This window comes from Catenulispora sp. GAS73, from assembly GCF_041262085.1.
GTDB lineage: Bacteria > Actinomycetota > Actinomycetes > Streptomycetales > Catenulisporaceae > Catenulispora.
The window spans coordinates 1-14,210 of the sequence record NZ_JBGCCM010000076.1 but is presented as its reverse complement, the minus strand read 5'-3'; the positions used below and the strand labels follow the sequence as shown (position 1 = coordinate 14,210).

Below are 14,210 nucleotides of genomic sequence, written 5' to 3'. Positions count from 1 at the left end.
GCCCCCTCGCTGTAGAGCGCCCGCCGGAGGCCTCAAGGTGCCCACCAAACGCGGCCGCCGGCCGCCCGCATGACGTGTGCGCAGTGACTCGGACCGCTGCGCGGTCGTGTCCACGACCACCGCCGGCCGCCTACGCATCGCCGCACAGACCTGAACCGCTGCGCGGTCGTGTCTGCGCGAACCGCCAGCCGCCCACGCACCGCCGCACAGACCTGAACCGCTGCGCGGTCGTGTCTGCGCGAACCGCCAGCCGCCCACGCACCGCCGCACAGACCTGAACCGCCGCGCGGTCGTGTCCACGACCACTGCCGGCCGCCTACGCATCGCCGCACAGACCTGAACCGCCGCGCGGTCGTGTCCACGACCACTGCCGGCCGCCTACGCATCGCTGCACAGACCTGAACCGCGGCGCGGTCGTGTCCACGACCACCGCCGGCCGCCTACGCATCGCCGCACAGACCTGAACCACCGCGCGGTCGTGTCCGCGCAAACCGCCAGCCGCCAGCGCAAAATGAGTCGCTCAACCGAACTGCGTCCCCCCGCGAGGTCATCAAACCATTGGCGAAGCCGTAAAAAGCTTCTAAAACCAAAGAACTCAACCGCACCCCGCCCGACGTCAGCACACAAACCCGAAGCCCCGGCTTGAGCCGCAGCCGCCGCACCAAACGCTAAAAGAAGCAGCCCCCGCGCGGGTCTCAGGTCCGCGCGGAGGCCGCCAGCGCCGCGCGTACCTGCCCGCCGGCGGCGGCCAGAGCGCGGCGCGCCTCAGTCGGCGCGAGCGCGCCGAGCAGGCAGACCAGTGCCGTCTTCAGTTCGCCGTCGGCGGCGGCGAGGGCGGCGGCGCACGCCTGCTCCGGTAAGCCTGTGGCCTCCGTCAGGATGGTCAGGACGCGGCCGCGCAGCTTGGTGTTGGTCGGGGCCAGGTCGACCATCAGGTTCGAGTAGGTGTGGCCCAGGGCGATCATCGTCGCGGTGGACAGGCCGTTGAGGATCAGCTTCTGGGCGGTGGCCGCCTTCAGCCGTGTCGAGCCGGCGATGGCTTCCGGGCCGGTGTCGGCGCCGAGGTGGACGTCCGCCTCCGGGGCCAGCGCGGCGTGCGGGTTCGCCGAGACCAGTGCCGTGAACGCACCGGCGGCGCGGGCCGCTCGTAGTGCGCCGGCGACGTATGGGGCGCGGCCGCTGGCGGTCAGGCCGACCACCACGTCGGCGGCGGTGACCTGCGCCGCGTCCGCCGCGCCGCCCTCCGCGGAGTCCTCGGCGCCCTCCACCGGGATGGTCAGGGCCTGGATGCCGCCGGCGATGTGCGCCACCACGACGCCGGGGGGCAGGCCGAAGGTGGGGATCAGTTCGGCGGCGTCCATCACCGCCACGCGGCCGGAGGTGCCGGCGCCGAAGTAGTGCACGCGGCCTCCGGCGCGCAGCCGGCGCACGGTCTCGTCCACCACCTCGGCCAGGGCCGGGAGGACCGCGGCGACCGCGGCGGGGACCTGGGCGTCCTCGGCGTTCAGCAGCCTGAGCACCTCCACCGTCGGCACGGCGTCGATGTCCGCGGTCGCCGGGTTGCGTTCCTCGGTCGGCGCGGCCACGCGCTCTGCGGTGGGCGGGGTGAGGGGGCTCATGCGTGGCGTTTCCTCTCGGGGGCGGCCGGCGTCGGTGAAAGGGATCAGCGCGGGGTCGTCGTTGGCAAGTTACGGAATGAACGCGTTTCACGCAACTCATTGACGTAGCTCGTCGACCGGTCTTACGGTTCCACACACCGACCCGGCCTCGCCGTGTCCGCGCACCTTCGCACGCCCTCCGCACACCCGACCCGTCCCACCGACCCGAACGGAGATGTCAGGACCATGTCCCGACCCAAACCACTGGTCGCGGCGATAGCCGTCGCGACGATAGCGGTCACCGCCCTATCCGCGTGCTCCGGCTCCTCGGCGAAGAAATCCAACGGTGGGAGCGGCGGTGGCGGCACCGGCGGCGTCTTCACCACCATCGACGCTGTCAACAAGATCACCGCGGGCGCGCCGATGAACCCCTTCAACGCCGCGCCCAACACGTTCCTCGGCTACAACCAGATGCAGCTGGGCTTCAGCAAGAACAACCCGTCCGACCCCAACGACCTGTTCCCGGGCCTGGCCGCCAGCTGGACGTCCTCCGACGCCGGCCTGACCGTCCAGCTCCAGCCCGGCGCCAAGTGGTCCGACGGCACCCCGGTCACCGTCGCCGACATCAAGACCTCGCTGGCCATCGCTTACACGCAGGGCACCGCGGGCCCGGTGGCCAGCGCCGGCGGCACCGTCGTGGCCGGCAGCAACTTCGAGGTGTCCGACGTCAAGGACCTCGGCGGCGGCAAGATCGAGATCGACCAGCAGCCCGGCGTGAAGAACCTGTACTTCCAGCGCCTGGTGCTCACGTCGACCATTGTCAGCGACAAGGTCTACGGCGGCCAGCTCCCGGCCGACATCTGGACCCAGATCGCGGCCGTCCAGGGCACCGACCAGGCCGCCGCGAGCGCCGCCTCCACCAAGCTGACCGCCGAGGGCAAGACCGTCGCCTCCTTCGCCCCGGCCAAGGACGTCTCGGCCGGCCCCTTCGTGGAGACCCGCGTCAACCCCGGCGAGGCGCTGCTGGACCGCAACACCTACTTCTACGCCGCCAGCAAGATCTCGCCGAAGCAGGTCATCCTGCGCAGCTACTCCGGCAACCAGCAGATCTGGGGCTACATGAACGGCGGCGAGCTGGACTACGCCCCGTACACCTCGATGCCCAGCAACATCCTGAACCAGGTCCTGGGCAACGGCTACACCCGCGTCGACTCCCCGAGCTACGTCAGCGCCTCGATCGCGTTCAACGAGAAGCAGGCCCCGTACAACCTGACCCCGGTCCGCCAGGCGCTGGCCTACGTCATCGACCGCGACGCCGTCACCAAGGTCGGCGAGCCGGTCGGCGGCATCGCCGCCCCGACCACCACCGGCCTGGTCGGCTCGCAGTCCGACTCGATCCTGTCCGGCGACCAGAAGGCCGCGCTGAACCCCTACAAGCCGGACCCGGCCAAGGCCACGTCCCTGCTGCAGGGCGCCGGCTTCACCAAGGACTCCTCCGGCCAGTGGCACCTGCCCGACGGCTCGCCGTGGAAGATCACGCTGCAGACCGTCAACGGCTTCTCCGACTGGATCGCGGCCTCGACGATCATCGCCAACAAGCTGACCTCCTTCGGCATCCCGACCACCGCGGCGATCACCGCCGACTTCGCGACCTACAAGAAGGAGATGGCGGCCGGCAAGTACGCGGTCGGCTGGTGGCTCGTCGCCCTGGGCCCGCAGACCGACAAGGCCTACGCCCGCATCTACGGCTCCGCCGACGGCTACAGCGTCACGAACGGCCAGGCCACGCACAACGACGCCTCGCCCGCGAACTGGGAGCACACCCCGGCCACCTACACCGTCAACGGCCAGAGCATCGACCCCGGCCAACTCGCCGCGCAGCTGTCGGTCACCCCGGTGTCCGCCCAGGCGCCGATCATCGCCCAGCTGGCCGCGGCCACCAACCAGGAGCTGCCGGTCATCCAGATCTGGAACTACACCGTCGTGAACTTCACGCTGGACAAGCGGTTCACGAACTTCCCGAAGACCGGGCAGAACGACCTGCTGGCCAACCCGCCCGGGGTCTGGATGATGCAGGGCTACGTGCAGGGCAAGTAAGGGCACTGGGAATAAGACAAGGGTTCTGAGAACGAGAACAGGGCCAGGACGATGACGCCGAAGCTCAAGAGGGAGGGGAGGAAGATGACGGGATTCGCCCGGCGACTGGCCGGCAAGCTCCTGACCGGGCTGGTGATGGTCTGGGTCGTGGTGACGTTCACGTTCTTCCTCGTGCACGCGCTGCCCGGCAAGCCCGGTGATGTGCAGTACGAGCAATACATCATGTCGGGGATGAGCTCGGAGCAGGCCTCGGCCAAGGTGCAGCAGGTCTACGGCTTCACCTCCCACGCCTCGCTGATCTCGCAGTACGGCGGGTACCTCGGCCGGCTGGCGCACGGCGACCTGGGACAGTCGATCAGCTACACCGGCGTCCCGGTCACCCACCTGATCTGGTCGGCGCTGCCGTGGACGGTGATCCCGGTGCTGTCCGGGCTGCTGGTCAGCTTCCTGTTCGGGGTGGTCGCCGGCATCATCGCCGCGGTCAGGCGGTCCAGCCGCTGGGGCGGTCTGCTGACCGTCTCCGGCTCGCTGGTCGCCGGCGTCCCCGCCTTCGTCCTGGCCCTGCTGCTCCTGGTGGTGTTCCACACCGAGTGGAACCTGCTGCCCGACGCCGGCACCAGCGACATCCAGTACAACCCGGGCTGGAACCTGCCGTACATCGGCTCGGTCGTCCAGCACGCGGTGCTGCCGGTGTGCGCCTACGCGCTGCTCAGCTACGGCGGCTGGCTCCTGGCGATGAAGTCCTCGGTCGTGTCAGTGCTCGGCGACGACTTCATCCTGGCCTCCGAGCTGCGCGGCATCGCCCCGGTCACCCGGGCCCGCTACATCGGCCGCAACGCGATCCTGCCGCTGTTCACGGTGCTGGCGCTGTCCTTCGGCGTGATGTTCGCAGGGTCCTTCTTCATCGAGGACACCTTCGATTACCCCGGGCTCGGCGACCTGCTCCTGAAGAGCATCGGCACCCGCGACTACCCGGTGATGGCCGGGGCGTTCCTGCTGATCACGGTGTCCATCATCGTCGCGAACATCCTCGCCGACCTGTGCTACACCCTGATCGACCCGAGAGTGAGGCGCTGAGATGGCAGTGACCGCGAACCTCGCCCCGACCGGCATCAGAGCAGGTCGTCGCTGGCCGGCGCTGACCGCCTTCCGCAAGGCCGTGACCCGCAAGCCCGGCCGGCTGATCGGCCTGATCATCATCGTGTTCTTCGTCCTGATGGGAGTCTGCGGGCCCTGGTTCTACGGCCGGCTGGCCGTGGACCCGAACGCGCTGTACGCCGGGCCCAGCGCCAAGCACTGGCTCGGCACCGACTTCGCCGGCTCGGACGTGCTGCAGGAAGTGGTGACCGGCGCGCGCTACGTGCTGGCCACCGCGGCCCTGTCGGCGTTCTTCACCAGCCTGTTCGGCGTCACCGTGGGCCTGGTCGCCGGCTACCAGCGCGGCCTGACCGACAGTGTCCTGATGCGCCTGACGGACTTCGTCCTGACCATCCCGGGCCTGCCGCTGCTGATCATCCTGTCCACGGTGTGGAGCTTCGGCAGCCCCTGGGAGATGGGCCTGGTGCTGGGCATCACCGGCTGGGGCGGAGTGGCCCGCGCCGTGCGCTCGCAGGCGCTCTCGCTGCGCGAGCGCGGCTTCCTGGAGGCGGCGCGCGGGCTGGGCCTGTCCCGGCGGCACATCATCTTCAAGGAGATGCTGCCGAACATCGCGCCCTACGCCACCATGCAGCTGATGCTGTCGATGATCGCCTTCGTCGGCGCCGAGGTCGGCCTGTTCTTCCTGGGCCTGGTCCCGTTCTCCAGCACCAACTGGGGCGTGATGCTGAACCAGGCGGTGTTCTCCGGCGGTGCGATGGAGACCCCGTCGGCGCTGATCTACCTGCTGGCGCCGCTGATCTGCATCCTGCTGCTGACGCTGGGGATCGTGCTCTTCCTGGACGCCGTCGACGAACTGTTCAACCCGCGGCTGAGGGAGCGCGTGTGAGCGAGGTACAAGTACGAGGCCTGACGGTCGAGTACCAGACGTCCGCCGGCTGGCTGCCGGCGGTGGCCGACGCCTCCCTGGACCTGCGGGCCGGCGAGATCACCGGCCTGGTCGGCGAGTCCGGCTCCGGTAAGTCCACCCTTGCGTTGTCGCTGCTGAACGCGGTGCCGGCGCCGGGGCGGATCGCCGCCGGGACGATCGAGGTGGCCGGCGTCGGGGACCTCACGCGGCTCGGCGGCAAGCAGCTGCGCAAGGCGCGCGGCGGCGCGATCGGCTACGTGTTCCAGGCATCGCAGAACTCGTTGAACCCGCTGAAGACCATCGGCAAGCAGCTACTGGACCTCGGACGCTCGCATGAGGTCTCCGACCTGCGCGGACTGATCGCCCGGGCCCTGGACCTGGCGAACCGCATGGGTCTGGACGGCAAGCGGGTGCTGGATTCCTACCAGCACGAGCTCTCCGGCGGCATGCGCCAGCGCGTCGGCATCGTTTTCGCCCTGGTACTCAATGCCAAGGTCCTGATTCTCGACGAGCCGACGACCGCGCTGGACATGCTCTCGCAGGCCTCGGTGCTGGAGATCGTGCGCAAGGTGCACGACGAGAACCAGCTCAGCACCCTGATCATCACGCACGACATCGGCGCGATCTCCGAGATCGCCGACCGGCTGGCCGTGATGTACGGCGGCCGGATCGTGGAGGACGGTCCGCTGCTGGACGTGCTGCGCCGACCCACGCACCCGTATACCAAGGCTCTGATAGGCGCCACTGCGCGCATCACCGGCGACATCGACGCCGCCCGCGCGCTGCCGGGCCGGCCGCCGGACCTGACCACCGTGGCGCGCGTCGGCTGCGTCTTCCGTGACCGCTGCCCGTTCGCGGTCGCGGTCTGCGCCGAGGTCGAGCCGCCGTTGGAGGCCTGGAAGGTCGGGGCAGAGGAACAGATCGGGCGCCGGCGCGCGTGCCACGTCGACCCGTCCACCGTGCTCTCCGGGACGCCCGGGACACCCGCCGCCGTGGGAGAACCGGCATGATCGAGGCGCGCGGGATCACCCGCACCTACCAGACGTACGGCGCCTTCACCGGTGCCCGGACCGTGCACGCGCTGCGCGGGGTCGACTTCACGCTGCCGGACGGCGGCGCGGTGTCGTTCATCGGCGAGTCCGGCTGCGGCAAGACGACGCTGGGGAAGATCCTCACCGGTCTGGAGTCGTTCGACGGCGGCGAGTTGGTCGTGGACGGCGTGGAGCTGTCCGGGCTCAAGCCGCACCAGCGGGCGAAGTACTTCCGCCGGATCCAGATGATCCATCAGGACCCTTATTCGGCGCTGAACCCGACGCGCACGATCGCCTCGATCCTCGGTGATCCGTTGCGGATGCGCGCCAAGGAAACCGGTGCGGATGCCACCACTCGGCGCGAGCGGGCCGCGGAGCTGCTGACGCTGGTCGGTCTGGAGCCGGACGCGGTGCTGCCGAAGTACCCGCACCAGCTCTCCGGCGGGCAGCGGCAGCGCGTGGTCGTCGCGCGGGCGCTGACCGTGGACCCGACGGTGCTGATCGCCGACGAGGCGGTGTCGATGATCGACGTGTCGATGCGGCTGGGGATCCTGAGCCTGCTGCGCGATCTGCGGGCGCGGCTGGGGATCTCGCTGGTGTTCATCACGCACGACGTCGCCACCGCGCGGTACGTCGGCGACGACGGCGAGCTGCACGTGATCTACCGCGGCGAGGTCGTCGAGCGCGGGCTCACCGACGAGGTGATCCTGGCGCCGGTGCATCCGTACACCCAGTGCCTGCTGTCGGCGGTGCCGATCATGCGGGGGCTGGAGGAGCCGGGGCCGGATCGGACGGCGCCGACGGCGGCGTTGGACGAGCGGGCGGTGACGCCGGGGTGCCTGTTCCAGCCGCGGTGTCCGTTCGCTCAGGATCAGTGCGCTGAGAAGCATCCGGTGTTGGTGCCGCTCGGGGACGGGGCCGGGGACGGATCCGGAGCGGGGGACGGCGCTGGCTTCGCCGGCGGCGAGGCATCCGAACATCTGCACGCCTGCTTCTATCCGGAGGCGCGCCGGGTGGTCGGCGTCGAGGTCGGGGCCGCGAGCGCGTGAGAGTCCTGGGACTGAGCTCCGGCACCTCGCACGACGCGATCGACGTCGCGCTGGTGGACTTCCGGCTCGACGGCGACGTGCTGGTCGGCGAGCTGTGCCATGCCGACCACGTCCCGTACCCGGACCACCTGCGGGCGCAGATCATCGCCGCGCTGCCGCCGAACACGACCGACCTCGGCGCGGTCTGCCGCCTGGACACCGGGATCGGGCAGGCGTTCGCGACGGCGGCGTGGCGGGCGGTGCGGGCCGCGGGACCGGTGGACGTGGTCTGCTCGCACGGCCAGACCCTGTACCACTGGACCGAGGACGGCGAGGTGCTCGGCACGCTGCAACTCGGGCAGCCGGCGTGGATCAGCGAACGGCTCGGCGTGCCGGTGGTGTCGGACGTGCGCGCCGCCGACGTGGCCGCCGGCGGGCAGGGCGCGCCGCTGGTGTCGTTGCTGGACCTGTTGCTGCTGCGGGGGTTGCCGGGGCCGGTCGGCGCGCTGAATCTGGGCGGGATCGCGAACCTGACGGTCGTCGCCGATCCGCCGGCGGCGTTCGACATCGGACCGGCCAACGCGCTGCTGGACGCGGCGTGCCGGCAGCTGACGGGCAAGCCCTTCGACCGCGACGGCCGGCTCGCCGCCGCCGGGCTGGTGCACCCGGGACTGCTGGCGGCGCTGATGGCAGAGCCCTACTACGCACGGCAGCCGCCGAAGACCACCGGCAAGGAACTGTTCCACGACGCGTACCTGGCCGCGCACATCGAGGCGTTCCCGGACCTCACGCCCGAGGACCTGATGTCGACCTTGGCGACGCTCACGGCGATGACGGTGGTCGACGCGGTGCGCTCGCACGGCATCGCCACGCTGGCGGTGTCCGGCGGCGGCGCGGAGAACCCGGAGCTGATGAAGCGGATCACGAAGCGGCTTCCCGGGGTGGAGGTGCTGCGGTCGGACGCGTACCGAGTGCCGTCGGACGCGAAGGAGGCAATCGCGTTCGCGCTGATCGGCTGGTTCACCGCGCACGGGCTGCCGGGGACGGTCGCGGCGTGCACGGGTGCCGCGGGGGAGCGGGTGCTGGGGCGGATCAGTCCGCCGGCCGGGGGGACGTTGGTGTTGCCGGAGGCGGTGGAGAAGGCGCCTCGGTCGGTGCGGTTCGAGGAGTAGTTCCGCTGTCGCGCCGCTGCGAGACGACGGAGGCGATCATCCAGCGATCATTCCCTGCGCCGCCGTGAGTAGAGTCGGATCATGCGCTCCCTCGTCACGCCCCCGGCCCTCAAGCCCGGCGACCGCGTCGCCGTCGTCGCGCTCAGCGGGCCGCCCGGGCGGCAGGAGCTGGATCTCGGGCTGGCGGCGCTGCGGAGCGTGGGGCTGCTGCCGGAGGTGTTCCCGTCGGCGCGGTCGGTGGGGCCGTATCCGTATCTGGCCGCCGACGACAAGGTGCGGGCCGAGGACCTGGCGAGGGCGCTGGGGGAGCCGGGGTTCGCGGCGGTGGTCTGCGCGCGCGGTGGGTACGGCGTGCAGCGGGCGTTGGAGGTGCTGGACTGGGAGGCCGTCGGGACGCCGGAGCCGCGCGTGGTGGTCGGGTTCTCCGACGTCACGGCGCTGATCGAGGCGGTGCGCAGCCGGTTCGGCTGGACGGCGGTGTACGGGCCGATGGTGTCGAGTGTGATGTTCCGCTCCGGCGTGCCGTCGTTCGAGGGGCTGGCGCGGCTGCTGTTGACCCCGGAGAAGTGCACCGAGCTGGTGTTCCAGGACACGCGCGTGCTGGTGCCCGGCGTCGCCGAGGGCGTGACCGTCGGCGGCACCGCGAGCCTGCTCGCCACGTCGCGGGCCACGCCGTTCTCCATACCGGCGCGAGACGGCATCCTGTTCCTGGAGGACGTCGGCGAGCCGCCGTACCGCCTCGACAGGGTTCTGACCCAGCTGCGCCGCAGCGGCTACCTCGACGGCGTGCGCGGCATCCTGTGCGGCACCTGGGACGAATGCGGCGAGCTCGCCGAGGTCGAGGAGCTGCTGGCCGACCGACTCGGCGACCTCGGCGTGCCGGTGCTGCTCGGCGCGGACATCGGGCACGGGGTGTTCATGCAGTCGCTGCCGCTGGGCGTCCGGGCGCGGTTGGACACGGGGGCGGCGACGTTGACGTTCCTCGACCCGCCGCTGATTCCGGCGGTGTGAGGAACCCCGCCGCCCCCGCCTCGCCCTATCGGTTCAGCGCCGCGTCCTCTGCGTCGGTCAGCAGCCGCGAACGGATGAGGAACCTCACCCCCTCCGGCGCCTCCAGCGAGAAGCCGCCGCCGCGGCCCGGGACCACGTCCACGGTCAGGTGGGTGTGGCGCCAGCGCTCGAACTGCTCGGCGCCCATCCAGAACATGACCGGCTCCGTGATGCCCTCGACCGCCAGGCGCGCCAGCAGGACGTCCGAGGCCCCGGTGCGGAACTCGCCTTCCAGGTAGCACATCGGGGAGCTGCCGTCACAGCAGCCGCCGGACTGGTGGAACATCAGCGGGCCGTGCGCCGCGTAGAGCTTGCGCATCATCGCCGCGGCGGCGTCGGTGACGGCTACCCGGGACGGTGCGCCGATTCCGTCCCGCGTCGCCGCCGCGGACGCGTTCGCTTCCGGCATCAGAAGAAACCCATCGCCTTCGCCGAGTAGCTGACCAGGAGGTTCTTGGTCTGCTGGTAGTGCTCCAGCATCATCTTGTGGTTCTCGCGCCCGATGCCGGAGCTCTTGTATCCGCCGAACGCCGCGTGCGCCGGGTACAGGTGGTAGCAGTTGGTCCAGACGCGGCCGGCCTGGATCGCGCGGCCGGCGCGGTAGGCCGTGGTGCCGTCGCGGGTCCAGACCGCGGCGCCGAGGCCGTAGAGGGTGTCGTTGGCGATGCGGATCGCGTCGTCGTAGTGCTCGAACTGGGTCACGGCGACCACCGGGCCGAAGATCTCCTCCTGGAAGATGCGCATCGAGTTGTCGCCCTCGAACACCGTCGGCTGCACGTAGTAGCCGCCGGACAGCTCGCCGCCGAGGTCCACCCGCTCGCCGCCGATCAGGATCTTGGCGCCCTCGCTCTGGCCGATCTCCAGGTAGGACAGGATCTTCTCCAGCTGGTCGTTGGAGGCCTGCGCGCCGACCATGGTCTCGGAGTCCAGCGGGTTGCCCTGCTTCATGCGCTCGGTGCGCGCGAGGGCGTCGGCGAGGAAGTCGCTGTAGTGGCCGCGCTGGATCAGGGCCCTGCTGGGGCAGGTGCAGACCTCGCCCTGGTTCAGGGCGAACATCGCGAAGCCCTCCTGGGCCTTGTCGTAGAAGTCGTCGCGGTCGCGGGAGACGTCGTCGAAGAAGATGTTCGGGCTCTTGCCGCCGAGCTCCAGGGTGACCGGCTTGATGTGCTCGGAGGCGTACTGCATGATCAGCCGGCCGGTGGTGGTCTCGCCGGTGAAGGCCACCTTCGCGACCCGGCCGCTGGAGGCCAGGGGCTTGCCGGCCTCGACGCCGAAGCCGTTGACGATGTTCACCACGCCCGGCGGCAGCAGGTCGGCTATCAGGCTCATGAGATAGTGCACGGACGCCGGCGTCTGCTCGGCCGGCTTGAGTACCACGGCGTTGCCCGCGGCCAGCGCCGGGGCCAGCTTCCAGATCGCCATCAGGATCGGGAAGTTCCACGGGATGATCTGCGCGACCACGCCCAGCGGCTCGTGGAAGTGGTAGGCGACGGTGTCCTCGTCGATCTCCGACAGGCCGCCCTCCTGCGCGCGGATCGCCCCGGCGAAGTAGCGCAGGTGGTCGATCGCGAGCGGGATGTCGGCGGCCAGCGTCTCCCGGATCGGCTTGCCGTTCTCGAACGACTCGGCCAGCGCCAGCCGGTCCACGTTCGATGCCATCCGGTCGGCGATCTTGTTCAGGACCTCGGCCCGCTGCGCCGGCGAGGTACGGCCCCAGGCCGGCGCGGCGGCGTGCGCGGCGTCCAGGGCCCGCTCGACGTCCTCGGCGGTACCCCGCGCCACCTCGCAGAACGGCTGCCCGGTGATCGGCGTCGGGTTCTCGAAGTACTGCCCGCGGGCGGGCGCCACGGACTCCCCGCCGATCCAGTGGTCGTACCGGGGCTCGTAGCTCATCAAGGCGTCGGGCCGACCCGGCGCGAGGTACACGGTCATGGGACCTCCCACGTTCGCCGGCGTTTTCGGGCGCTGCCGTCGGTGGCCGGCGCGGCGGCATGCGCGTGACGCTAATGCGGATGTAAGGGCAGTTCACAGCGTTGTACGCGGATCTGCGTATTCGGTGGGGCGGCAGGTTTGGGGTCGATCGACGGTCGTGTGACGGCAAAGCGGTCGGGGCCGAGATGATCGCCGGGCTCCGAACCGTCACCCTCGCGCCTCCCCTTTTGGCACTCCGCGCCGTGATCGTGTAGCTGTGTCCTATGCCAATGCGCCTTGACGATGGATCTGCGAAACCGCCCGCGGCGTCCGTGATCCTCATCGGAGATGGAACGGCCCAGGTGAGCGAGCCCGTCGCAGCCCGCGACCTCTATGTCAGCCCGCTATTCGCCGGCCGGCGGGCGCAGGCCGAAGCGAGCGGTGTGCCGTGGTTCGTGGTCAGCGGCCGCTGGGGGCTGCTTGAGCCCGACGACGTCCTCGCGCCCTATTCCTTCTCCTTCGCGCGCCAGTCGGTGAACTATCGGCGAGCCTGGGGACGCTTCGTGGCTGAGCAGCTGTCCCTGGTCAGCTCGGTCGGCCGGGACGACGTGGTGGAGATCAGCGCCGGTGGCGCCTACACCGCCGCGCTCGTCGCCCCGATCCAGTACCTCGGCGCCCGGGTCCTCGGGCACTAGGGCGTGTTTGAGAAGTCGGGCGGGGCGCGACGACTGATCGGCGGCGCCTGGCTGCGCCGGACGACCAGCCACAGCCAACCAGGATGAGGCAGGCCGTCCGTCTTGCCAGACTTGCCGCTGAGCCGTCGCGCTCGACCTGCTCGCCAGCTGCGGGACACTACCCACCCGACTTCTCAAACACGCCCTAGCTGCTCGGCTGCGCTCCCGGCCGAGCGGAAAACCACATGCGGCCCGGCGGAAACCGCTGCTAGCCTCGCGGTCCTTGTGCCGTTCGGTTGTGGGGACCGCCATCATGAATCCGCTTCGCGGGACGCCGTTCCGCCGCTTCTTCATCGGTCAGTCGATCTCCGTGACCGGCGGCGCCGCCAGCCAGATCGCGCTGTTCTTCGCCGTCCTGCAGCTCACCGGGAGTCCCCGGGACCTGAGCATCGTCATCAGTGCCCAGATGCTGCCGACAGTCGCCCTGCTGCTGATCGGCGGCGGAATCGGCGATCGGCTCGGGCAGGCGCTGCTGCTGCGGGTCACGCACGTCGGGCTCGGGGTGACGCAGGGTGCGATGGCGGTGTGCATCCTGACCGGGCAGCCGGTCGGCTATCTGATCGGCCTGGCGTTCGTGACCGGCGTGCTGTCGGCGTTCGCCGGGCCGTCGTTGAGCGGGATCGTGCCGCAGCTGGTGGGCCCCGAGGGGTTGCAGAAGGCGAACTCGCTGCTGGCCAGCGTGGGCAACGCGGCCAAGGTCCTCGGGCCGACGGTCGGCGGCGTGCTGGTCGGCACGGTCGGGGGCGGCTGGGCCCTGGTCGCGGACTCGGCGTCGTTCTTCGTCGCCGGAGCGGTGTTCTGCTTCATCCCGGTGCAGGACCGGCGCGCGCGCAGCGACCGGAAGCTGTTCACCGAGCTGCGCCAGGGCTGGACGTACTTCCGGTCGTCCTCCTGGATCTGGTCGATGACCGTCGCGTTCGCGGTCTCCGGCTTCCTGCAGATGGGCGCCGGGCAGGTGCTCGGGCTGGTGCTGGCCAAGGAGACGTTCGGCGCCGAGGGCTGGGGTGTGATCATCAGCTGCCGGGCGGCGGGGCAGCTCGTCATGAGCGTGCTGATGATCCGTACGAGGGTGCGGCGGCCGTTGCTGGTCGGGCAGCTGGCGATCACGCTGCAGGCGGTGCCGTACCTGCTGCTGGGCCTGAACGCGGGGGTGGCGGCGGTCGCCGCGGCGTCGTTCGTCGCAGGGTTCGGAATCACGTTCGCGTCCGTCGCGTGGGACACGTCGCTGCACACGTACGTCCCCAACGAGATGATGTCCCGCGTCGTGTCCTACGACCAGTTCGGCAGGGCCCTGGCCGTCCCGGCCGGCCAGCTGACGATCATCCCGATCGCCGACGCCTTCGGCGTGCGCCACGTCATGTTCGCCACCGGGATCCTGTTCGCGGTGGCGATGGTCGCGCCGCTGCTGCTGTCCTCGGTGCGCCGGGTCGGGATCGGGGACCTTAAGGAGGAGCCCGATCCCGGTGGCGGTGCCGTGGTGGGAGCCCCGGCCTAGAAGGCTGCTGAAGATCTTGTTGTGAGGGGTGGTTCCGGTTCTGGGGCGGCCCCTGGTCATGTGGTGGCCAGGGTCCAGCGGTTGTCGGT

General features: G+C 70.5%; 12 protein-coding genes. 9 read left to right on the top strand and 3 right to left on the bottom strand.

Annotated features, from left to right (window positions below; genetic code table 11):
- Positions 1-695 precede the first annotated feature (695 nt).
- Positions 696-1,619 (bottom strand): N-acetylmuramic acid 6-phosphate etherase, encoded by a 924-nt coding sequence (gene murQ, locus ABH935_RS50215; RefSeq protein ID WP_370385119.1) that lies wholly within the window; start codon positions 1,617-1,619, stop codon positions 696-698.
- Between the two features lie 225 nt (positions 1,620-1,844).
- On the opposite strand from murQ, the gene ABH935_RS50210 reads away from it, so the two are divergent.
- The 7 genes from ABH935_RS50210 (at position 1,845) to ABH935_RS50180 (ending at position 9,942) form a co-directional block, all read left to right on the top strand.
- A complete protein-coding gene (locus tag ABH935_RS50210; protein ID WP_370385118.1) occupies positions 1,845-3,695 on the top strand; it encodes an ABC transporter substrate-binding protein in 1,851 nt (616 codons plus the stop codon).
- Positions 3,696-3,779: 84 nt separating this feature from the next.
- Positions 3,780-4,772, top strand: a complete 993-nt coding sequence (locus ABH935_RS50205; protein ID WP_370385117.1) for an ABC transporter permease — start codon at positions 3,780-3,782, stop codon at positions 4,770-4,772.
- A gap of 1 nt (position 4,773) precedes the next feature.
- Positions 4,774-5,679 carry an ABC transporter permease gene (locus tag ABH935_RS50200; RefSeq protein WP_370385116.1) on the top strand — a complete coding sequence of 302 codons (906 nt, stop codon included), beginning with the start codon at positions 4,774-4,776 and terminating at the stop codon, positions 5,677-5,679.
- A complete protein-coding gene (locus ABH935_RS50195; RefSeq protein ID WP_370385115.1) occupies positions 5,676-6,710 on the top strand; it encodes an ABC transporter ATP-binding protein in 1,035 nt (344 codons plus the stop codon). Before ABH935_RS50200 ends, ABH935_RS50195 begins: the two co-directional genes overlap by 4 nt.
- Positions 6,707-7,780 carry an ABC transporter ATP-binding protein gene (locus ABH935_RS50190; RefSeq protein ID WP_370385114.1) on the top strand — a complete coding sequence of 358 codons (1,074 nt, stop codon included), beginning with the start codon at positions 6,707-6,709 and terminating at the stop codon, positions 7,778-7,780. Before ABH935_RS50195 ends, ABH935_RS50190 begins: the two co-directional genes overlap by 4 nt.
- Positions 7,777-8,931, top strand: a complete 1,155-nt coding sequence (locus ABH935_RS50185) for an anhydro-N-acetylmuramic acid kinase (RefSeq protein WP_370385113.1) — start codon at positions 7,777-7,779, stop codon at positions 8,929-8,931. Before ABH935_RS50190 ends, ABH935_RS50185 begins: the two co-directional genes overlap by 4 nt.
- An 81-nt stretch (positions 8,932-9,012) precedes the next feature.
- Positions 9,013-9,942 (top strand): LD-carboxypeptidase, encoded by a 930-nt coding sequence (locus tag ABH935_RS50180; RefSeq protein WP_370385112.1) that lies wholly within the window; start codon positions 9,013-9,015, stop codon positions 9,940-9,942.
- 25 nt (positions 9,943-9,967) lie between these two features.
- On the opposite strand, the gene ABH935_RS50175 is transcribed toward ABH935_RS50180, so the two are convergent.
- Together ABH935_RS50175 and ABH935_RS50170 are read right to left on the bottom strand one after the other, a co-directional pair.
- Positions 9,968-10,390, bottom strand: a complete 423-nt coding sequence (locus tag ABH935_RS50175) for a DUF779 domain-containing protein (RefSeq protein ID WP_370385111.1) — start codon at positions 10,388-10,390, stop codon at positions 9,968-9,970.
- Positions 10,390-11,913 carry an aldehyde dehydrogenase family protein gene (locus tag ABH935_RS50170; RefSeq protein ID WP_370385110.1) on the bottom strand — a complete coding sequence of 508 codons (1,524 nt, stop codon included), beginning with the start codon at positions 11,911-11,913 and terminating at the stop codon, positions 10,390-10,392. The genes ABH935_RS50175 and ABH935_RS50170 overlap by 1 nt, the downstream gene beginning before the upstream one ends.
- A gap of 263 nt (positions 11,914-12,176) precedes the next feature.
- Here ABH935_RS50170 and ABH935_RS50165 point away from each other — a divergent pair, with 263 nt between their 5' ends.
- Both ABH935_RS50165 and ABH935_RS50160 read left to right on the top strand, forming a co-directional pair.
- A complete protein-coding gene (locus ABH935_RS50165; protein WP_370385109.1) occupies positions 12,177-12,587 on the top strand; it encodes a DUF6884 domain-containing protein in 411 nt (136 codons plus the stop codon).
- Between the two features lie 292 nt (positions 12,588-12,879).
- Entirely contained in the window at positions 12,880-14,121 is a 1,242-nt protein-coding gene (locus tag ABH935_RS50160) for an MFS transporter (protein WP_370385108.1), read from the top strand.
- Positions 14,122-14,210: the final 89 nt, after the last annotated feature.